This is a genomic window from Methylobacterium gregans (genome assembly GCF_022179245.1).
GTDB classification, from domain to species: Bacteria; Pseudomonadota; Alphaproteobacteria; order Rhizobiales; family Beijerinckiaceae; genus Methylobacterium; species Methylobacterium gregans.
The window spans coordinates 1-19,052 of the sequence record NZ_BPQM01000190.1; the positions used below are offsets into that span (position 1 = coordinate 1).

Annotated in this window: 21 protein-coding genes; 12 read left to right on the forward strand and 9 right to left on the reverse strand. The window is 70.4% G+C overall.

Features of this window, described 5'->3' with window-relative positions; translation table 11 throughout:
• Window positions 1-393 precede the first annotated feature (393 nt).
• The 3 genes from MFF54_RS27050 to MFF54_RS27060 all read left to right on the forward strand — a co-directional run bounded on the left by MFF54_RS27050 (window position 394) and on the right by MFF54_RS27060 (window position 2,244).
• Window positions 394-660, forward strand: coding sequence for a hypothetical protein (locus MFF54_RS27050; RefSeq protein ID WP_238307279.1), 267 nt, complete (start codon window positions 394-396; stop codon window positions 658-660).
• A gap of 508 nt (window positions 661-1,168) precedes the next feature.
• Complete coding sequence (locus tag MFF54_RS27055) at window positions 1,169-1,657, forward strand: hypothetical protein (protein ID WP_238307280.1); 489 nt, start codon at window positions 1,169-1,171, stop codon at window positions 1,655-1,657.
• On the forward strand, window positions 1,654-2,244 hold the full coding sequence (locus MFF54_RS27060; RefSeq protein ID WP_238307281.1) for a hypothetical protein: 591 nt from the start codon (window positions 1,654-1,656) through the stop codon (window positions 2,242-2,244). Before MFF54_RS27055 ends, MFF54_RS27060 begins: the two co-directional genes overlap by 4 nt.
• 42 nt (window positions 2,245-2,286) lie before the next feature.
• Here MFF54_RS27060 and MFF54_RS27065 read toward each other — a convergent pair whose 3' ends face one another.
• The 5 genes from MFF54_RS27065 to MFF54_RS27080 all read right to left on the reverse strand — a co-directional run bounded on the left by MFF54_RS27065 (window position 2,287) and on the right by MFF54_RS27080 (window position 5,408).
• Window positions 2,287-2,715, reverse strand: coding sequence for an acyl-CoA thioesterase (locus tag MFF54_RS27065; protein ID WP_238307282.1), 429 nt, complete (start codon window positions 2,713-2,715; stop codon window positions 2,287-2,289).
• Between the two features lie 67 nt (window positions 2,716-2,782).
• On the reverse strand, window positions 2,783-2,911 hold the full coding sequence (locus MFF54_RS27700) for a hypothetical protein (protein ID WP_283206326.1): 129 nt from the start codon (window positions 2,909-2,911) through the stop codon (window positions 2,783-2,785).
• A 212-nt stretch (window positions 2,912-3,123) separates the two neighbouring features.
• Window positions 3,124-3,426, reverse strand: coding sequence for a hypothetical protein (locus MFF54_RS27070; RefSeq protein ID WP_238307283.1), 303 nt, complete (start codon window positions 3,424-3,426; stop codon window positions 3,124-3,126).
• 120 nt (window positions 3,427-3,546) lie between these two features.
• Window positions 3,547-3,732, reverse strand: coding sequence for a YegP family protein (locus MFF54_RS27075; protein WP_238307284.1), 186 nt, complete (start codon window positions 3,730-3,732; stop codon window positions 3,547-3,549).
• Window positions 3,733-3,872: 140 nt separating this feature from the next.
• Window positions 3,873-5,408: a DEAD/DEAH box helicase gene (locus tag MFF54_RS27080; RefSeq protein ID WP_238307285.1), complete on the reverse strand. Its 1,536-nt coding sequence runs from the start codon at window positions 5,406-5,408 to the stop codon at window positions 3,873-3,875.
• A gap of 460 nt (window positions 5,409-5,868) precedes the next feature.
• Between MFF54_RS27080 and MFF54_RS27085 the strand changes: the two genes are divergently transcribed.
• Complete coding sequence (locus tag MFF54_RS27085) at window positions 5,869-7,071, forward strand: hypothetical protein (RefSeq protein WP_238307286.1); 1,203 nt, start codon at window positions 5,869-5,871, stop codon at window positions 7,069-7,071.
• A gap of 138 nt (window positions 7,072-7,209) precedes the next feature.
• Here MFF54_RS27085 and MFF54_RS27090 read toward each other — a convergent pair whose 3' ends face one another.
• The gene (locus MFF54_RS27090) at window positions 7,210-7,455 is read right to left on the reverse strand and encodes a hypothetical protein (protein ID WP_238307287.1); all 246 of its coding nucleotides are present in this window, start codon (window positions 7,453-7,455) and stop codon (window positions 7,210-7,212) included.
• Between the two features lie 68 nt (window positions 7,456-7,523).
• On the opposite strand from MFF54_RS27090, the gene MFF54_RS27095 reads away from it, so the two are divergent.
• Complete coding sequence (locus MFF54_RS27095; protein WP_238307288.1) at window positions 7,524-7,673, forward strand: hypothetical protein; 150 nt, start codon at window positions 7,524-7,526, stop codon at window positions 7,671-7,673.
• A 110-nt stretch (window positions 7,674-7,783) separates the two neighbouring features.
• Here the strand turns inward: MFF54_RS27095 and MFF54_RS27100 are convergent, their stop codons facing one another.
• The 3 genes from MFF54_RS27100 to MFF54_RS27110 all read right to left on the reverse strand — a co-directional run bounded on the left by MFF54_RS27100 (window position 7,784) and on the right by MFF54_RS27110 (window position 10,494).
• Entirely contained in the window at window positions 7,784-9,049 is a 1,266-nt protein-coding gene (locus MFF54_RS27100) for a putative hexosyltransferase (protein WP_238307289.1), read from the reverse strand.
• A 103-nt stretch (window positions 9,050-9,152) separates the two neighbouring features.
• A complete protein-coding gene (locus tag MFF54_RS27105) occupies window positions 9,153-9,812 on the reverse strand; it encodes a class I SAM-dependent methyltransferase (protein ID WP_238307290.1) in 660 nt (219 codons plus the stop codon).
• Between the two features lie 220 nt (window positions 9,813-10,032).
• Window positions 10,033-10,494: a tRNA (cytidine(34)-2'-O)-methyltransferase gene (locus MFF54_RS27110; protein ID WP_238307298.1), complete on the reverse strand. Its 462-nt coding sequence runs from the start codon at window positions 10,492-10,494 to the stop codon at window positions 10,033-10,035.
• A 116-nt stretch (window positions 10,495-10,610) separates the two neighbouring features.
• On the opposite strand from MFF54_RS27110, the gene MFF54_RS27115 reads away from it, so the two are divergent.
• The 7 genes from MFF54_RS27115 (at window position 10,611) to hisB (ending at window position 18,917) form a co-directional block, all read left to right on the forward strand.
• Window positions 10,611-12,494 (forward strand): ABC transporter ATP-binding protein, encoded by a 1,884-nt coding sequence (locus tag MFF54_RS27115; RefSeq protein ID WP_238307291.1) that lies wholly within the window; start codon window positions 10,611-10,613, stop codon window positions 12,492-12,494.
• A gap of 62 nt (window positions 12,495-12,556) precedes the next feature.
• On the forward strand, window positions 12,557-13,996 hold the full coding sequence (locus MFF54_RS27120) for an MATE family efflux transporter (RefSeq protein ID WP_238307292.1): 1,440 nt from the start codon (window positions 12,557-12,559) through the stop codon (window positions 13,994-13,996).
• A gap of 386 nt (window positions 13,997-14,382) precedes the next feature.
• Window positions 14,383-14,958, forward strand: coding sequence for a ubiquinol-cytochrome c reductase iron-sulfur subunit (gene petA / locus MFF54_RS27125; protein WP_238307293.1), 576 nt, complete (start codon window positions 14,383-14,385; stop codon window positions 14,956-14,958).
• A 36-nt stretch (window positions 14,959-14,994) separates the two neighbouring features.
• Window positions 14,995-16,281 carry a cytochrome b gene (locus tag MFF54_RS27130; RefSeq protein WP_238307294.1) on the forward strand — a complete coding sequence of 429 codons (1,287 nt, stop codon included), beginning with the start codon at window positions 14,995-14,997 and terminating at the stop codon, window positions 16,279-16,281.
• Between the two features lie 20 nt (window positions 16,282-16,301).
• A complete protein-coding gene (locus tag MFF54_RS27135; protein WP_238307295.1) occupies window positions 16,302-17,210 on the forward strand; it encodes a cytochrome c1 in 909 nt (302 codons plus the stop codon).
• A 95-nt stretch (window positions 17,211-17,305) separates the two neighbouring features.
• On the forward strand, window positions 17,306-18,181 hold the full coding sequence (locus MFF54_RS27140) for an S-methyl-5'-thioadenosine phosphorylase (RefSeq protein ID WP_238307296.1): 876 nt from the start codon (window positions 17,306-17,308) through the stop codon (window positions 18,179-18,181).
• 148 nt (window positions 18,182-18,329) lie between these two features.
• Entirely contained in the window at window positions 18,330-18,917 is a 588-nt protein-coding gene (hisB, locus tag MFF54_RS27145) for an imidazoleglycerol-phosphate dehydratase HisB (RefSeq protein ID WP_238307297.1), read from the forward strand.
• Window positions 18,918-19,052: the final 135 nt, after the last annotated feature.

The window sequence follows — 19,052 nt, forward strand, 5'->3', positions numbered from 1 at the left end:
CATAGGCCGACACGATGTCACCCGTCAGCTCGACGATGTCGGGAGTCGTGTCCGTCAATTCTTCTGTCATTCTCAAATGTCCTAGGAGAAGCCCCTCGCGGCTTAAGAACACGGATTACACAGCGGGATCAAGGCTTATCACGCACAGTACCCAATCAGTCCGCACAGCTCACTTGGAAGCAGAGGACAGAAGCCTGCAACACACTTCACGCGCGCCATTCAAATCGCTGTCGGCCAGGGACGAACCCTGCAGCGCGGGACGCCACGAACCCGTTGGGTGCGCCGCGGCACGGCGCCGATGCCTCCGATCGCGCATCTTCGGGATGCGCCACGGCGGGGAGCGTCCCCGCCTTCCAACGACCCCGCCCTCGAGCGACAAGGAGTTCCAGCCGCGTGACGAAGACCCGGACGATCGCTCTCGCCCTCGCCCTCGCCCTTCCGTCGACCTCGGCCCTGGCCTTCAGCTTCAGCTACGAGAGGCCGCAGCGCCACTCGGTCCCCTCGCCCCCCTATGGCAGCGCCCCCTCCGCGGGCCTGGGCGTGCATGACGGGCCCCATTACGAGCGCTGCACCGCGAACTCGGCCGCCGAGGGCAATGCCAACCAGCAGACCCGACCCGTGAAGCAGTACGGGCAGACCGCCGGCGGCTACCGCTGCTGAGCGGGTACGCCACCCGCCGCTGAGGGCCGGGGAACGCCGCGGCTGCGACCGATTGTGCGGTGCGGCAACGGTCCTGCTGCCCCGCACGTTCGTTCGGGGCCGGTCCGATCCGGCATCCGCGCGACCGGAACGACACCTGAGGATGTGAGAACGGGGAAGTTTACGATGCTCACCAAGGCCTTCACATACGCGATGATCGGCGTCTTCTCCTGCGGACTGATCGCGACCATCGTCGGATCGGCCGATGTGCTGATGAGCGTGAACTGACGCGCCCGCGTCCTGGCGCGATCGCGTGCTGTGCGACGATGCGTCGGAACGATCGACAAGCGGCCCACCCGGCGACCCGCGCCGGGTGGGCCGCCGCGCGTTCGGGCCCTGCGCCGCATGCGCGCAGTTTCACGGCCGCGGATGCGATCCTTAACCAGTTGTTTACGGACGTTAACCAAACCTGCTCGAACCGGAATCAACCGACGGTTGCCGCAATCCGGGCGAAAGGCAGGGCGTCCCGATGGAACCGATCAGAAAGCTGCGCTGGGAGCCCCCGGGCGGGATCGCCGCCGAGCCGTCCCGGCCCGATCCGCTGACCAGCCTCGTGCGCCTCGTCAGGGGGCCGGCGGCCCAGCCGGACGTGCCGCCGGTCTCCCCGGAGGACTGGACCGGCCTGATCGAGCGGGTCCGTCTCGCGGCGAGCCGGGCCCGCGAGGCCGAGGCCCACGCCCTCGACCGCGAGCAGCAGATGCGAGAACTGATGCGGCAAGTCCGCGCGGAGGCCGAGGCGGCCGAAGCGCGGGTCAGCGCGGCCGAGAGTCGGGCCGCCGCCGCCGAGGCGCGGGCCGAGACCTGCCTGCGCGAGGCGGAGGCGCGGATCGAGCAGGCCGAGGCGCGCGCTCGCACGGCCGAGACGTGGCTGCTGCGGGTCCACGAGACCATCGCCAGCGAGTTCGCACCCATCCACCAGGATCTCGAACCCGCTCTCGACCGGGAGGCGGCGCGATGAGGGAGGCGGCGGAACGCCGGACCGAACCGGCCGCCGGACCGAAGCCCGGAGCGCCCCTCGGCCTGACGCCGCTCCAGCGCCTCGTCGCCCCGGGCGACCACGAGCGGATCGTCCGAATCTTCGGCGCCGAGGCTGCACCCGAGGCAGCGCCCGGATCGGTGCCCGCGGCCTCGTTCGAGGCCGAGACGGACGTCGCCGGCGCCTCCGATCCGGAGGCCGACCTTGACTGGCCGTCCGCGATCCAGCTCATCCGCGAGGCGGGCGAACGCGTCCGAGAGGTGCGCGCGAGCGCCCAGGAGGCGACGCGCCGGGCCCACGCCCTCGTCGGCCGCAGCGCCCAGCAGGCCGAGGCCGCCGAGCAGCGTGCCCGCGCGGCGGAGGATGTGGCCGCAGCGGCGCAGCGGCGGGCGGAGCAGGCCGAAGCGGCGCTGGCGGCCGCCGAGGCCCGGATGCGCCGGGCCGAGGAGGAGGCCGCTGCCGCCCGCGCCGCCGAGGCGGAGGTGCGGCTCTGGCTCCGTCGTCTCGTCGCCTGCCTGAAGACCGAATTCGCGGAGCTGACCGAGGGCACGGACGCCGCGCGGGCCTGACCGGTCTCCGGGCAGGATCCCGAGGAGGATCCGGGGGCGATTTCAGGGGCGCACCGGCGCCTCGGGCTCCGGCGGGATCGGGCGCGGCCGGCCGGCCTCGTCGATGGCCACGAAGGTGAAGGTCGCCGCCGTCACCCGCTCGCGGATCTGGGTGCAGAAGCGGCGGGCCCAGGCCTCGACGGCGATCTTCATCGAGGTGCGGCCGACCTGAACGACGCGGGTGTAGACGCAGAGCACATCGCCCACCCGCACGGGGCGGATGAAGGTCATGGCGTCGAGGGCCACGGTGACGACCCGCCCCTGTGCCCGGTCGACCCCGGCGATACCGCCGGCCTGATCCATCTGCGAGAGAACCCAGCCGCCGAAGATGTCGCCGTTGGCGTTGGTGTCGGCCGGCATCGCGATGGTGCGGACCGTGAGGTCGCCCAAGGGCTGCGAATTGGGCTGAGCGTCGGCGTCCACGCGGTCCATGCGGCCCCTCCTGCACCGCCCATGAGAGCCGATTCGAGGGCCGCTGTCAGGGCCTCTGCGAGGGATCTCAGGGCATCAGGCCGGCGAGCTTGAGGCCAGCGGCCAGGAACACGGCGGCAGCGCAGACGAAGCACTCGAGCGGGATCGACTGCCAGAGGTCGTGCGGACGGGCGCGGCGCAGCGCGACGGTCTTCATGGGGCGTCTCCTCATGGGCGCCCCGGTCTTGTCGCCGGCCGCCTCGATACGCCCGTTTCTACATCAGATTGGCGCGCGAAACAGCGCAACGTGGTGCATTCGCAGACATCGGAGCCGCTTTGTGTGGCAGATGCGGCCCGCATCGGCGCGCATGACAAAGCCCGTCCGCTCGGGCGAGCGGACGGGCGGGGGCGACGTTCTGCCGACGGCGCTCAGTAGTAGAAGCGGCGCGGACCGTAGAAGCGCGGACCGCCGTAGAAGCGGCGCGGGCCGTAGAAGCGGCGACCGTAATAGGGGCGGCGGTAGTAGGGACGCGGGCCGTAGAAACGACGGCCGTAATAGGGGCGCCGGTAGTAGCCGCGCGGGCCGTAATAGAACTGCGCCTTCTCGGCGACGGGGCTCGCCCCGGTCACGAGGGCGGGATTGGGCCCGACCGGGGCGGCCGAGGCCCCGTGCGGCGCGGCGGCCGCGAAGCCCAGGACCAAGAGGGCGGCCAGCAGGAATTTCCTCAACACGTTCACAACTCCTCGTGACGGCGTTCGAGCGGACGAGACGGCCCGACGCCGCGAAACGCCCGGACCGGCCGGAACGTTGCACGGCTCGTCCGCGGGGCCTCAAGGCTCCGCGGAGCGGCGTCAGGCGATCCGGGTGGTCATGTCGACGGTCGGTGCGGCGCCGCTCTGCTTCACCAGGGCGATGCCGTGCTCGCAATCCTCCCGGCGGGCATAGCCCTCGGCGGAATCGGCCACGACGTTGCCATTCTGCACCCGCAGACGCCACCGCCACGCGCCACCCGCATCCCGATACAGCTCGAACCGCATGATCTGGCCGGGGCTCCCTTCACGTTCGACACAGGGGAGATGGCGCGGCGCGCGGCGGAGGCCAGTCCCGGACGAATACCGAAACGCGAAACGCCGCCCCGGTGAGGGGGCGGCGTCGAGATGTCCGAGCGGTGGAAGGGTCAGGAGCGCGGAGCGCGCTCCAGCCAGCCGATGGCGCGGCCCTCGCCCCCGCCCTGCGGGCGGTTGCCGCGCCGGGCCTGACCGCCCGCGGGGCGGCCCTCCTGGCGCGGCTGGCCTGCGGCCTGCGGGCGGGCGCCGTGCGGGCGCTCGGCATGCGGGCGCGCCGCGCGGTCCTGGCGGGTGTCCTGACGCGGATCCTCGCGGCGCCCCTGCTGGGGACGGCCCTGCGACGGCCGGCCCTGGCGGCCCGGCTCGCCCGGACGCCCGCCCTGCGGACGGCCCTGGCCGCCGGGATGGCCCTGGCGCTGCTGGCCCGGGCGCCCGCCGCCGCGCTGCTGCGGCCGCTCGGGGCGCCGCTCCTCGGAAGCCGCGATCTCGGCAGCCTCCTGGCGGGTGGGCGGCGTGAAGCCCTCGGGGAAGCCCGCGACCGGCACCTTCTGGCGGGTCAGGCGCTCGATGTCGCGCAGATACGCCTTCTCCTCGTCGTTGCAGAACGAGATGGCGAGCCCGTCGGCGCCGGCGCGCGCGGTGCGGCCGATGCGGTGGACGTAGCTCTCCGGAACGTTCGGCAGGTCGAAGTTGACGACGTGGGTCACGCCCTCGACGTCGATGCCGCGGGCGGCGATGTCGGTGGCCACCAGCACCCGGCAGGAGCCGTCGCGGAAGGCGGCGAGCGCCCGCTCGCGCTGGGGCTGGGACTTGTTGCCGTGGATCGCCGCGCCGACGATCCCGACCTTGTCGAGCCCGCGCACCACGCGGTCGGCGCCGTGCTTGGTGCGGGTGAAGACGAGCACGCGGTCGATCTTCGGGTCGCGCAGGATGTGGCCGAGCAGCGCCTGCTTGGCACCGGTGTGGACGAACATCACCTGCTGCTCGACGCGCTCGGCCGTGGTGGCGACCGGCGTCACCGCGACCTGCACCGGGTCGGACAGGTACTGCTCGGCCAATCCAGCGATGTTCTTCGGCATGGTAGCCGAGAAGAACAGGCTCTGGCGCTTCTGCGGCAGCATCCGCACGATGCGCTTGAGGGCATGGATGAAGCCGAGGTCGAGCATCTGGTCGGCCTCGTCGAGGACGAGGATCTCGACCCCCTCCAGCGTCAGCGCGCGCCGGTCGACGAGGTCGATCAGGCGGCCCGGGGTGGCGACGAGGATGTCGACGCCCGGCGCCAGCGCCCGCTCCTGGCGGCCGATGGTGACGCCGCCGAACACCACGGTGCTGGTGAAGGGCAGGTGGCGGCCGTAATCGGAGAACGAATCGGCGATCTGGTTGGCGAGCTCGCGGGTCGGCGAGAGCACCAGCACGCGGCAGCCGCGGCGCGGGGCCCGCCGGTCCGAGAGCGAGAGCCGGTGCAGGATCGGCAGCGCGAAGGCCGCGGTCTTGCCGGTGCCGGTCTGGGCGATGCCACAGAGATCGCGGCCCTCCATCGCCGGGCGCAGCGCCTGGGTCTGGATCGGCGTGGGCGTGTGGTAGCCGGCCTCTTCGAGCGCCCGCAGCACGGGCTGGGCGAGGCCGAAATCGGAGAACTGGGTCAAGTCGGATGTCTCGTTGCAGCAGGACCGGCGCGCGGCTCGTCGAGCGGCGCGAATCAGATGGCGGTCCCTGGAGCAGGAGGCTGCCCGCGTGATGGGGCGGCCCGGGTGCATGCACGAATGAAGAGGGGGGCCGGAGCCTCCAGGCCGCTTCAAGGCGGTCCCGCGATTCCGTCACGCAGCCCCCTCAAGCGGACCCTTGTCGGCCGCTGACGCTGCAGCGCCGATATGCGGTCCCGCAGGTGCGAAGTCAATGGCAGTACCGCACGCCCCCCTGTGATCGCGCCGGGACGCCGGACCGATGTTGGGGCGGGCGTCTCTCCAGGCCGGTCCCGTTCCGGCAAGATCAGCACCGCATAACCGGAACGTGATCGTAATCTTCGCCGCGCATCCAAAATCGGCCGCACGTCCGGACCAGTGTCCGCAGCGAGACCGCGTGCGCGATTTTTTGGGAAGCTGACCGATGACCACCTTCTCGGTGTCCTGGACGGACGCGACCGGGGCGGGCGCCAACGCGAACGCCGTGCTGCAGACCCTGCAGGCCGCGGCCGATTATTGGGGGCGCTACCTCCAGGGCTACGGCAACATCGAGATCGGCGTGCGGGTGAGCGAAGCCTCCGGCAACACCATCGCGACCGGCGGGTCGAGCTATTACTGGACCGGCAGCGCCTACGAAGCGGTGCCGATGATCGAGATCCGCACGGACAGCGATCCGAACGGTGAGAGCCCGGACATCAACGTCACGGTCAGCGCCGCCTATATCGACCGGCTGTTCTACGATCCCACGGGCCGGCAGGCCGTGCCCGCAACCCAGCTCGACGCGCTCTCGGTGCTCACGCACGAGGTCGGGCACGGGCTCGGAATCCTCTACCTCGACAACAGCACCTACGCGGCCAATGTCCGGCTCGGCGACGCCTCGACCTTCGTCGGCGGCAACGCGGTGCGGGTCAACGGCGGACCGGTGCCGCTCGATTCCAGCGAGGGCCATGTCAGCCTCGCGGGCGACCTGATGACGCCCACCATCGCGGCCGGCTCGCGCCGCTCCATCAGCGATCTCGACCTCGCGATCCTACAGGATATCGGCGCGCCGATCGCGACCGCGCGCGCCGACGCCGTCGCGCTCGGACCGCGCAGCGACACCTTCATGGCCTTCGCCGGCAACGACACGGTGACGGGAGGCGACGGCGCCGACGTGATCTACGGCAACCAGGGCAACGACGTCCTCTACGGCAATCTGGGGGCCGACCGGCTGTTCGGCGGCCTGGACAACGACAGCCTGTTCGGCGGCCAGGACGCGGACATGGTCTACGGCAACCAGGGCGCCGACGCGGTCTACGGCAATTTCGGCGACGACACCCTGTTCGGCGGCCAGGGCGACGACACGCTCTACGGCGGCCAGGGCGACGACGTGCTCAACGGCAATCTCGGCAACGACGTTCTGTACGGCAATCTCGGCGCGGACCGCTTCGTGTTCGGTGCGAATTCAGGCGCCGACCTGATCCGCGGCTTCAGCCGGCAGCAGGGTGACCGGCTGGCCTTCTCGGGCCAGACCTATGCGCTGGGCTCGGCCGGCAACGGCGACGCGCTGCTCACCCTCTCGGGCGGTGGCACGGTCCAGCTCGAGGGCGTCACCGCGGAGCAGTTCGGGGCGGGCTATCTGGTCTGAGGCCGCGCCCCGACGCGGCGCGGGCTCCGTCTCCTGCAAGGCTACCGTATTCTTTCAGCTTCCGAAGGGGGCGCGGGTCCCCTCTCCCTACAGGGCAGGGAGCGCGGTGCGGTTCCGGCCCGCGCTCGTGGAAGCGGTTCACCCTCCCTCGTCGAAGCGGCTGCGGAAGAACACCTCCCGGCCGGCCCCGTCAATCACCCGCACGGCCTCGGCAGGCTCGCCCGCGCGCTGGGGGACACGCGCGCGGGCGAAGAGCCGCAGGGCCCGCTCCTCGGCGCCGGCCTGATCCTCGACCCGCACCGAGACGCGGGAGAGGATGGGGTCTGGCTCGGCGCGGCTCGCCGGTCCCAGGATCTCGATGTGGAAGGTCTCGCGCGCGCTCAAACGGTCCGCCGGGTCGGGGGAGGGGCCGCGGGGTTTCCGGGCCGGGCCGCATGAGATAGGCGCTCCCCATGAACCCGCTCAAGGCCGGACTGATCGTCCTCATCTGCCTGATCCTGTTCTGGCTCGGCGTCCGGCTGGCGCGCCGCGCCATCGATCTCGGCATCGCGGCCGGCTACGAGGCCGAGCGCCGACGCAAGGACGACGAGGAGCGGCCATAGGCTCGACGCCGCGGCCGCCCGCTCCGTGGGGGACCGATGAGCGTGGCGATTCGGCTCCTGGCCGCCGAGCCCCCAGCGTGCGTCGGGCGGCGGAGACCGCTCCGCGCGGTTCAGATACGCTCGACCACCGGCCGTCCTTCGCCGACGCGGCCCCCGATGCCGAACGATCTCACGCCCTGCCGAAGATGCCGAAGTTCGAGCATTCGGCTGCAGATCACGATGACGGCGACCGTCATCGCCAGCACACCCAGGCCGGTTCCGACGCGATACCCTGTGAAATGCGTGAGATACGCGCCGAAGGAACCGATCTGGATCGCGAGCGCCGCGCCGACCGACCAGCGGCGCGTGTGAGCGATGGCGAGGGCGTAGGACAGGGTATCGGCCATGAAGAAGTACCGATCCCCCATCTTGGGCAGGACGTAGGGGATCAGCGTCGCGCTCGCCAGGGCGATCAGCAGAAGCTCGGGCCCCTCGTCCCTGCGCCCGGACTCCCTGCGCACGAAGCCGAGGCCGGCGATCGTCAGGCCGACGACCAAGCCGGCGCCGATCCCCAGGACCATGCCGGTCGGCTGAGGGATCAGACGAAAATACTGCACGAACGTCCAGGGGTTCGGGGCGTTCATCGAGAGCCACGGATAGGCGTGCGATTGTTCGACGTAGATCATCGCCAGGTCGCGAGCCGGGCGTCCGGCCATCCAGGCCGGGACCATCATCAGCGCGTAGACGACCGGAGGTATGACGAGGACGCCGACCGAGGCCCGGCGCGATATGACCAAGTAGAGCAGAAACGGTGCGATGAAGACCGCCTGCAGCTTGATGGATACCGCGACGCCGAAGGCGATCATGCAGGATACGAGGTCGTCCCGTCCGGCCCGGGCGACCGCGATGAGGACGAACCCGGTGTAGAACGACTCGATCTGGCCCCAGGCCGCCGCATTCGAGACGACGCTCGGGAGCAGCAGGTAGGCGATCGCGCCGCAGAGCGCGATCTCGCGGCGAACGTAACCCGAGAGCAGATAAGCCAGCGAGGCGGCACAGAATATCGCGCCCGAGATGGAAACCATCTTGATGACAGTCAGATCGTCCGCGAACGCGCTCGCGTAACTGCCTACCGAAAGCAGATACAGATATGGAGGCGTGTAGTTTCCCGCGTTATTGGCCTCGGGTACGAGCACCGGAAGGTTGATCGAGAGCGTCTGGACGACGCCGTGATCAAGGATATGCCGCAGCCAGGGCAGAAACCACCAATGCGCATCGGCGGATTCGACGTGCAGGACACTTCTGTACAGGATGATGATCATCGCTGCGACCGACACCATGATCGCGACCACGTGATGCGTCCTGAGGCGTGGACGTTTGATGACGGCATCGTGCATGACAGCATCCCCAAAGCGTTCATGGGCCAAGTTCATGGGCCAATTTCATAAGCGACGTTCATGGGCGAAGATCGCCGGCCCGACCGCCTCTGGATTCCGCAGTTCAATTTTTGGTCTTGATTCCGGAAATCAGGTAATGTCCGTACCACAAGGTGGAGTACAGACGCGGTATCTCGGCCTGTATTCCCGCATCCTGCAGCAACCGCATCGTCGATGCCGCGGTGCGGGGATTGACCCACTCGCGCGCGAGCACGAGATCGTGGATCTGATTGGCCCAGGCCCGCCATCGGCGCGCGGCATCGATATCGAGAATGACGATCCGCGACCCGACGCGCATCTTCGAGACGATGCGTCCGACGAAACCGGCCTGCTCCCGCCTGGGAATATGATGCAGAACATCGATCATCGTCACGACATCGACATCACTCAGATCCGGAACATAATCGGCGCCTCGCAGGGAGACCGATATACTTGGCTCGATCTTGGCGAGCTGCTGCCCCGCCGCGATCGCCTCGGCCGAGACATCGTGCCCCTGGGCCCGGATCGCGGATCTGAGCCTTCGGATCAGATAGAGGAACGAGCCGGACCCACATCCGATATCGTACACCCGCGCCTCCGGCGGGATCTGTTCGAGGACTGCGTGAAGCGGACAGACATAGGGCCTATAATGCGTCTTCACCGCGCTCATGCCGCGCATGAGACTTGCAGGACTCTCAAGTTCGTGAACCAGCGCCTCCCGCTGCAATGATAGGACCTGGGTCATTGCAACAACCTTCCTCGCGATGACTGTAGTCGAAGCGCTCCACAGCTTCGCTGCCCGCATTTTCCCGAGGCGATCTAGGGAGGCACGTTCTCTTCCGAGCTAGATCGGGCCTAGTTCGGGCTATCACATCGGTGTGGACCGAAGCGCGGTCCGCCCTGCGGCGCGGACCGCGCCGCGCAGGGTCGAGGAATCGAGCATCCGTTCGGGGCGCATCCGCCCCTTACCCCGGGAAGCCGCCCGTCTGCCGCAGCGCTTCGCCGGCCAGCATCGCGGCCGCGACCGCGACGTTGAGCGAGCGCATCCCGTCCCGGATCGGCACCACCACCCGGGCATCGGCCGCCGCGTGCACCGCCTCGGGAACGCCCGCCGATTCCCGCCCCATCAGCAGGCAGTCGCCGTCCCGAAAGCCGAAGCCCGTGTAGGGCAGGGCGCCCGCCGTGGTGGCGAGGACGAGGCGGATCCCCGCCGCGCGGCGCCACTCCTCGAAGGCCGCCCAGGAGCGGTGCCGCGTCAGCGCGACATGGTCGAGATAGTCGAGCCCCGAGCGGCGCAGGTGCCGGTCCGAGACGTCGAAGCCCGCCGGCTCGATGATCTCGACGGCGAGCCCCAGGCAGGCCGCCATGCGCAGCAGCGTGCCGGTATTCTGCGGGATGTCGGGCTGGTAGAGGGCGAGGCGGAGCATCGGATCGTGCGGGGCGGGCGTGCAGGGCAGGTCTGCGCGCCGCGGCATCGCCCCGCGCTTGGCCCGGGGTCAAGCGCCCTTACCTAAGGAGGCCCTGTCTCAGCCCCCTGATCCTGATGTTCCTCGACTGGCTCGAGCGCCGCATCGACCCGTTCGCGCCCTTCGAAGAGGGGCGGATGCCGCCCCGGACGGTGCTCGGCTTCGCGCGCTTCTACCTCCACCCGATCCGCTGGGCGCTTTTCGCCCTCTTCGTGATCGCGGTGATCGCAGGCACGGTGGAGGCCTCGCTCTACCTCGTGATGCGCTGGTTCGTGGATCTGCTGGCGAGCGCCGACCGCGCCACCGTGCTGCAGGACCACGCGCTCGGCATCGGCTTGGCGATCGGGCTCGTCGCGGTGGTGCGGCCGGTCTCGATCTGGCTGCACGAGGTGCTGTCGAACCAGCTCGTTGTGCCGCAGGCGACCAACCAGATCCGCTGGCGGGCGCATCTCTACACGCTCGGCCACTCGCTCTCCTACTTCCAGGGCGACTTCGCGGGGCGGCTCGCCAACCGGGTGGTGCAGGTCGGGCCGGCGGTGCGCGAGCTCGCGGTCGTGTTCATCGATACGCTGCTCTACGTGGCGATCTACGCGTTGACCGCGGTCGGGCTGTTCGGCTCGATCTCGCTGTGGCTCGCCCTGCCGGTGGTGATCTGGGTGGTGGCCTACGGTTGTCTGACCGCGTGGTTCGTGCCCCGCGCCCGGACCCGCTCGCACCGCACCGCCGACACCCGCTCGACGCTGATCGGGCGCGTCGTCGACAGCTACACCAATATCCTCACGGTGAAGCTCTTCGCCCGGGACCGCGAGGAGCGCGCCGCCGTGCGCGAGGCGGTGGACGTGCACACGAAGGCCTACCTGCACCAGTTCCGGCTGGTGACCTGGACCACGACGGGGCTCGGCCTCCTCAACAGCGCGCTGCTGATCGCGACGGGCGCCGCCTCGCTGCTCCTCTGGCAGCGCGGCGCGATGAGCACCGGCGAGGCCTCGGCGGGGCTGGCGCTGGTGCTGCGCCTCATCGCCATGTCGGGCTGGGTGATGCAGACGGTCCGCGGCGTGTTCGAGAATGTCGGCGTGATCCAGGAGAGCATGCAGACGATCAGCCGGCCGCACGCGCTGGTCGATGCACCCGGCGCCGGCACGCTCGCGGTCCGGGGCGGCGGCATCCGCTTCGAGGCGGTCGGCTTCCATTACGGGCGCGGCGACGCCAACGTGATCGAGGATCTCTCGCTGACCATCCGCCCGGGCGAGAAGGTCGGGCTCGTCGGCGTCTCGGGCGCGGGCAAGAGCACGATCGCCTCGCTGCTTCTCAGGCTGCACGACGTCGAGAGCGGGCGCATCCTGGTCGACGGGCAGGACATCGCGGGGGTGACGCAGGAGAGCCTGCGCGGCGCCATCGCCATGGTGAGCCAGGACACCTCGCTGCTGCACCGCTCGATCCGCGACAACATCGCGTACGGGCGCCCGGACGCCACCGACGCCGAGGTGGCGCGGGCGGCCCGCCTCGCCCACGCCGACGGCTTCATCGCCGACCTCGTCGACCACAAGGGCCGGCGCGGCTACGAGGCGCAAGTCGGCGAGCGCGGGGTGAAGCTCTCGGGCGGCCAGCGCCAGCGCATCGCCATCGCCCGCGTCATCCTGAAGGACGCCCCGATCCTGATCCTCGACGAGGCCACCTCGGCCCTCGATAGCGAGGTCGAGGCCGCGATTCAGGACGCGCTCGACACCCTGATGCAGGGCAAGACGGTGCTGGCCATCGCCCATCGGCTCTCCACCATCGCGGCGCTCGACCGGCTGATCGTGATCGACCGGGGCCGGATCGTGGAGGAGGGAACCCACGCCGAGCTGGTGGCGCGCGGCGGCCTCTACGCCCGGCTCTGGACGCGCCAGTCCGGCGGCTTCCTGCCCGACCGGGACGGGGAGGTACCCCGGCGACACGTTTCCGACGCCTTGGGCGGCTAGGAGATCCCCATATCATCCGGTGCGGCAGGGCCGCGCCCACCTCCAGTCCGAAGAGATCCTCCATGCCGGCACTCGACCTCGCGGGCTTTCCCGCGCGGGAAGGGGCCCCGTTGCAGCGTCCCTGGCTCCGGGAACTGCGCGCGACGCTCGCGCTCTCCGGGCCCCTCGTCCTCATCAACCTCGCCCAGCACGGCCTGATCATGGCCGACGTGGTGATGCTCGGCCGTCTCGGCGCCGGCGAGCTCGCCGCGGCGACGCTGGCGCACGGGCTCTACTTCATCCTGTTCATCGGGGGCATCGGGCTCACCAGCACGGTGGCGCCCCTGATCGCCGAGGCGCTCGGGCGCATGGCCGGCGCGACCGACCCGGTGCGCCGCACCCTGCGGGCGGGCCTATGGGCGGCGACGCTCATCGCCGTGCCCATGATGGGGCTGCTCTGGTACACCGGCCCGTTGCTCGCCGCGATCGGCGAGCCGCCCGCATTGGCGGAAGCGGCGGGCGCCTACATGCGCGTGCTGCAATGGGCGATGTGGCCGGCCCTGCTGTTCATGGGCTTACGGGGCGCGCTCGCCGCGCTGGAGCGGCCGGGCTGGGCGCTCGCCGCGAGCCTCGCGGCCCTGCCGCTGAACGTCGCGCTCGGAATCTGGCTCGCCTTCCCGGGGAGCGAGGCCTTCCCGGCGGGGCTCGGTCTCGGCATGGCGGGCGTCGGCCTCGCCACCGTGACCTCGGCGATCTTCAGCCTCGTCCTCCTCGTCGCCGTGGTGCTCTGCGATCCCCGCCTCCGGCGCTACCGGCTGTTCCACCGGCTCTGGCGGTTCGACCCGGTCCTGCTCGGCCGCGTCTTCCGCCTCGGCCTGCCGATCGTGGCGACCGGCCTCGCCGAGGCCGGGCTGTTCGAGGCGGCAGCGCTCGGCATGGGCCTGTTCGGCGCGACCCAGCTCGCCGCCCACGCGGTGGCGATCCAGATCGCGGCCTTCTGCTTCATGGTGCCGAACGGCGTCGCGCAGGCCGCGACCGTGCGGGTGGGCCTGGCCTTCGGCCGGCGCGACGGCGCGGGCGTGCGCCGCTCCGGCCTCGTGGCGCTGGGCCTCGCCTTCGTGTTCATGACGCTCTGCGCGGGGCTGCAGCTCACGGCGCCCGCGGCCCTGACGGGCCTGTTCCTCGATCTCGACGCGCCGTCGAACGCGGGCGTGCTGCCGGTGGCAACGGCCTTCATCGGCTTCGCAGCGCTCTTCGCGGTGGCCGACGGCGTGCAGTCGGTCTGCCTCGGCGTGCTGCGCGGCCTGCAGGACACGAAGGTGCCGATGTGGGTGGCGGTGGGCGGCTACTGGGGCCTCGGCGTGCCGCTGGGCGCCGCCCTGGCCTGGGGCGTGGGCTACGAGGGCTACGGCATCTGGACGGGCTTCTGCGCCGGGCTCTTCGTGGTGGCGGCGCTGCTGGTCCTGCGCTGGCGCCGGCTGACCACCGGCCTTCTGGCGCGGCCGGCAGCCGGCGGTCGCTAGCGCGGAAGATCGTAAGCGTTCGCCGCTCCCGCGCTCGCCCGCCCTCGAACCGCGCCTGAACCGCAACGCGCCCCCTCTCCCGTGCGGGAGAGGAGACCCGCGCCCGATCCGGCTCAGGGCTCGCGCGGCATTTGCGATGGCTCTGCCTCCGCGGGAGAGGATGGGCCGGCCCCACCGACACCCGGATGATACATCCGGCCCCGCTTTCCTTCCGCGGTGCGGGAAGGAGCCCGGGACCCGCCTTGACTTCGGGCGACGGGCGGTCGCATTGCACAGTTTAGAACGATCGTGCTGTGGTCCTACGCGGATCACCGGTCCCGCGCGCGCGGGCGGCACGCCTCGTCGGCTACGGTGAGAACACCTGCTCTTCTGGGAGGCACGAGACCTTGGCGAACACGACTGCCGCCGCGCCCGCCGGCGCCGCCCCGCAGGAGGGCACCCGCCGGGACTTCCTCTACCTCGCGACCGGCGCGGGCGCCGCGGTCGGCGCCGTCGCCGTGGCTTGGCCCTTCGTCGCCTCGATGGCGCCGGACGCCGCCACCATCGCGGCCGGCGCGCCGCTGGAAGTCGATCTCTCGCCGATCACTGACGGCCAGATCGTCAACGTGTTCTGGCGCGGCAAGCTCATCTTCGTGCGGAAACTCACGGAGAAGGAGATCACGGACATGAAGGCCGTGCCGGTCAATCAGCTGATCGACCCGGCCGCCGCCGACACCCGCGTCAAGAAGGGCCACGAGCAGTGGCTCGTCGTCTACGGCAACTGCACGCATCTCGGCTGCGTGCCGATCGGTCACTCCGGCAATTTCGAGGGCTGGTCCTGCCCCTGCCACGGCTCGCAGTTCGACGCGCTCGGGCGCGTGCGCCGCGGTCCCGCCCCGATCAACCTGCCGATCCCGCCCTACGCCTTCCAGTCGGACACCAAGATCCGCATCGGCGAGGAGGGCGGCAAGGCAGCCGCGTGACGAGAAGAGGCTGAGAGCCCCCGGAGGATCCCCACCATGAGCGCACACGGCAACACCTACGTGCCGCGGAGCCGGCTCGCCAAGTGGTTCGAGTCGCGGCTGCCGATCGTCGGCCTCGTCCACTCGTCGTTCGTCGCCTTCCCGGTGCCGCGCAACCTCACCTATTTCTGGACCTTCGGCGCGATCCTGATCGCGTTCCTGGGCATCCAGATCATCACCGGCGTCTGGCTGGCGATGCACTACGAGCCCTCGGCCAAGGGCGCCTTCGATTCCGTCGAGCACATCATGCGCGACGTGAACTACGGCTGGCTGCTGCGCTACGCGCACGCCAACGGCGCCTCGATGTTCTTCGTGGCCGTCTACGTCCACATCTTCCGCAACCTCTACTACGGGTCATACAAGGCCCCGCGCGAGGTGCTCTACATCCTGGGCGTCGTCATCTACCTCCTGATGATGGCCACGGCCTTCCTCGGCTACACCCTGCCGTGGGGCCAGATGAGCTACTGGGGCGCCACCGTCATCACCAACATCCTGGCGGCGATCCCGGTGGTCGGCGACACGATCCAGAGCCTGCTCTGGGGCGGCTACTCGGTCGGCAACCCGACGGTGAACCGCTTCTTCTCGCTGCACTTCCTGCTGCCCTGGATGATCGCGGGCGTCGTGGTGCTGCACGTCTGGGCGCTGCACGTCACGGGCCAGAACAACCCGACCGGCATCCCGATCAAGTCCTCGAAGGACGCGGTGCCCTTCACCCCCTACGCCACGATCAAGGACGTGTTCGCCGTCGTGGTGTTCATGATCCTGTTCGCGTGGTTCATCTTCTACCAGCCGAACTATCTCGGCCACGCCGACAACTACGTCCCGGCCAACCCCGCCGTGACCCCCGCCCACATCGTGCCGGAATGGTACTTCCTGCCCTTCTACGCGATCCTGCGCGCGGTGCCCTCGAAGCTCGGCGGCGTCATCCTGATGTTCTCGGCGGTGCTGATCCTGGCGCTCGCGCCCTGGCTCGACACCTCGCGGGTGCGCTCGTGCAACTACCGGCCGATCTACCGCCAGTTCTTCTGGGTGTTCGTCGGCGTCTGCATCATCCTGGGCTGGCTCGGCGCCAAGCCCCCGGAGGGCGGCTACGTCATCGCCTCGCAGATCTGCACGGCCTACTACTTCGCCCACTTCCTCATCGTGATGCCGTTGGTCGGCCTGTTCGAGACGCCGACCCCGCTGCCGGGCTCGATCCTCGAGAGCGTGACCGGGCCGGGTAAGCAGGTGAGCGGATCGGGCATGCCCGCCGGCGCCGCCGCCGCACCGACCACCAAGGGTTGAGACAGGGGCCAAGAGACGCGATGACGATCCGCACGCTCCTCGCCGCGACCCTGGTCGCGGCCTCCCTCGGCGGCGCCTTGGTCGCCGCTCCGGCCGTGGCCGAGGACGGCCACGCCCCGCAGCCCCCGCGCCAGAAGTGGAGCTATGCCGGCGTGTTCGGCAGCTTCGACCAGGGCCAGCTCCAGCGCGGCTTCCAGGTCTACAAGGAGGTCTGCTCGGCCTGCCACAGCATGAAGCTCGTGGCCTTCCGCAACCTCGCGGAGCCGGGTGGGCCCGGCTACTCGGCCGCGCAGGTCAAGGCGCTGGCCGCGACCTACCAGGTCAAGGACGGGCCGAACGATTCGGGCGAGATGTTCGAGCGGCCCGGCCGCCCGGCAGACCGCTTCCCGCCGCCCTTCCCGAACGACCAGGCGGCGGCCGCCGCCAACGGCGGCAAGGCGCCGCCGGACTTCTCGGTGCTGGCCAAGGCCCGCACCTACGAGCGCGGCTTCCCGTGGTTCGTGCTCGATGCGCTGCCCTTCACCGGCTACGCGGAGCAGGGCGTCGACTACATCCACGCGTTGCTGGTCGGCTACGAGGAGCCGCCGAAGGGCACTGAGGTGCCGGATGGCGGCCACTACAACAAGTACTATCCCGGCCACATCATCGCGATGCCCAACCCCATCAGCGACGGGCAGGTGAGCTACCCGAAGGGCGACGACGGCCAGCCGGTGGTGCCCGAGACGGTGGACCAGTACGCCAAGGACGTCGCGGCCTTCATGGCCTGGGCGGCCGAACCGCACATGATGGCCCGCAAGGCGCTGGGTCTGCGGGTGATCCTGTTCCTGATCATTCTCGCGGGCCTGCTCTATTACGTGAAGAAGCGGGTCTGGGCGGATGTCGGCGGCGAGACCCACGGCCTCCAGCCGGAACTGCACAAGACGTTCTGAGGCGGCTGCGCCTCGACCGACAAGTGTGTTACGGGCCCCGACAGGGGCCCGTTTCCGTTTGGGCCAACGGCGACGCGCGCGAGAAGGACGGTGAGATGACGGCAGCGGTGCTCGGCGTGATCGGCGGCTCCGGGGTCTACGACCTGCCGGGGCTGGAGGACGTGCGCGAGGAGGCCCTGTCCTCCCCCTGGGGCGAGCCCTCGGACGCCCTGCGCATCGGCCGGATCGGCGAGACCACGATCGTCTTCCTGGCCCGGCACGGGCGCGGCCACCGGCTCTCGCCCACCGGCATCAACTACCGGGCCAACATCGATGTCCTGAAGCGGGCCGGCGTCACCGACATCGTCTCGCTCTCGGCCTGCGGCTCGTTCCGCGAGGCGCTGCCGCCCGGCCTGTTCGTGCTCGTCGACCAGTTCGTCGACCGCACGCATGGGCGCGCGGCCTCGTTCTTCGGCAACGGCTGCGTCGCGCACGTCTCCATGGCGCACCCGGTGGGGCCGCGCCTGCAGGACCGGATCGCGGCGGCCGCCAAGGCCGAGGACATCGCGGTGGTCCGCGGCGGCACCTACGTCTGCATGGAGGGGCCGCAATTCTCCTCGCTCGCTGAATCCAAGGCCTACAAGGCGCAGGGGTTCGACGTGATCGGTATGACCAACATGCCGGAGGCCAAGCTCGCCCGCGAGGCCGAGATCACCTACGCGACGATCGCGATGGTGACGGATTTCGACTGCTGGCACCCGGGCCACGACGCCGTGGACGTGGCCGCCGTGGTGGCGGTGGCCCGCGCCAACGCCGACAAGGCCGCCCGGCTCGTCGCCCGCCTCGCCCGCGATTTCCCGGCGACGCGTGAGGCCTGCCCGGCGGGCTCCCACCGGGCGCTCGACGGCGCGATCATGACGGCGCCGGCCGCGCGCGACCCCGCGCTGATGGCCAAGCTCGACGCGGTGGCGGGCCGGGTTCTGGCGGGCTGAGGCGGGTCTCGCTCCCTCCCCCCTTGCGGGAGAGGGAAGATGCGTTCCGAACCCCGCGCTTCCCTCCGCCCCCGAAACCGCACTAGAAGACCCCGAGACCTCCGGACCGGGCAGCACCCGTCCCTAACCATCCGCGAAACGTAGAAGAATGCGCAGCGCCAGCATCAGCCGGAAGACGGCGGAGACCGACGTCAGCGTCTCGATCGGCCTCGACGGGACCGGTCAGGCGCGGGTCGCGACCGGCATCGGCTTCCTCGACCACATGCTGGAGCTGTTCGCCCGCCACGGCCTGTTCGACCTGGAGGTGAAGGTCGACGGCGACCTGCACGTCGACCAGCACCACTCGGCGGAGGATTGCGGCATCGCGCTCGGCCAGGCCTTCGCCAAGGCGCTCGGCGACAAGCGCGGCATCGCCCGCTACGCCGACGTGCACCTGCCCATGGACGAGACGCTCTCGCGCGTCTGCATCGACATCTCGGGCCGGCCGTTCCTCGTCTTCCGCACGGCGTTCCGGGTGGAGAAGATCGGGCAGTTCGACACGGAGCTCGTGCGCGAGTGGTTCCAGGCCTTCGCGATGAATGCCGGCCTCACGCTGCACGTCGAGACCTTCTACGGCGACAACGCGCACCACATCGCCGAGAGCTGCTTCAAGGGCCTCGCCCGCGCCCTGCGCAAGGCCGTGGCGCTCGACCCGCGGGAAGAGGGCCGCGTGCCCTCGACCAAGGGCTCCCTCTAGGAGGACCGCATGCGGACGCGCAGCTACACGCTCCACCTGCCCCCCGAGGCCCGACCCGGCGAGGCCTACGGGCTCGACCGCGCCGTGATCGTGCCGGACGGGTTCTCCTGGGCCGCCTTCGCCTTCTCGGTGGCG

Bases quoted from the DNA above. Each gene is read 5' to 3' on its own strand.
- MFF54_RS27095 (WP_238307288.1), top strand. From the start codon at position 7,524: ATGAACCCGCTCAAGGCCGGACTGATCGTCCTCATCTGCCTGATCCTG.
- MFF54_RS27085 (WP_238307286.1), top strand. From the start codon at position 5,869: ATGACCACCTTCTCGGTGTCCTGGACGGACGCGACCGGGGCGGGCGCC.
- MFF54_RS27100 (WP_238307289.1), bottom strand. From the start codon at position 9,049: ATGCACGATGCCGTCATCAAACGTCCACGCCTCAGGACGCATCACGTG.
- MFF54_RS27700 (WP_283206326.1), bottom strand. From the start codon at position 2,911: ATGAAGACCGTCGCGCTGCGCCGCGCCCGTCCGCACGACCTCTGGCAG.
- MFF54_RS27115 (WP_238307291.1), top strand. From the start codon at position 10,611: ATGTTCCTCGACTGGCTCGAGCGCCGCATCGACCCGTTCGCGCCCTTC.
- MFF54_RS27140 (WP_238307296.1), top strand. From the start codon at position 17,306: ATGACGGCAGCGGTGCTCGGCGTGATCGGCGGCTCCGGGGTCTACGAC.
- MFF54_RS27110 (WP_238307298.1), bottom strand. From the start codon at position 10,494: ATGCTCCGCCTCGCCCTCTACCAGCCCGACATCCCGCAGAATACCGGC.
- MFF54_RS27055 (WP_238307280.1), top strand. From the start codon at position 1,169: ATGGAACCGATCAGAAAGCTGCGCTGGGAGCCCCCGGGCGGGATCGCC.
- MFF54_RS27075 (WP_238307284.1), bottom strand. From the start codon at position 3,732: ATGCGGTTCGAGCTGTATCGGGATGCGGGTGGCGCGTGGCGGTGGCGT.
- MFF54_RS27060 (WP_238307281.1), top strand. From the start codon at position 1,654: ATGAGGGAGGCGGCGGAACGCCGGACCGAACCGGCCGCCGGACCGAAG.
- MFF54_RS27135 (WP_238307295.1), top strand. From the start codon at position 16,302: ATGACGATCCGCACGCTCCTCGCCGCGACCCTGGTCGCGGCCTCCCTC.
- MFF54_RS27105 (WP_238307290.1), bottom strand. From the start codon at position 9,812: ATGACCCAGGTCCTATCATTGCAGCGGGAGGCGCTGGTTCACGAACTT.
- MFF54_RS27120 (WP_238307292.1), top strand. From the start codon at position 12,557: ATGCCGGCACTCGACCTCGCGGGCTTTCCCGCGCGGGAAGGGGCCCCG.
- hisB (WP_238307297.1), top strand. From the start codon at position 18,330: ATGCGCAGCGCCAGCATCAGCCGGAAGACGGCGGAGACCGACGTCAGC.
- MFF54_RS27065 (WP_238307282.1), bottom strand. From the start codon at position 2,715: ATGGACCGCGTGGACGCCGACGCTCAGCCCAATTCGCAGCCCTTGGGC.
- MFF54_RS27130 (WP_238307294.1), top strand. From the start codon at position 14,995: ATGAGCGCACACGGCAACACCTACGTGCCGCGGAGCCGGCTCGCCAAG.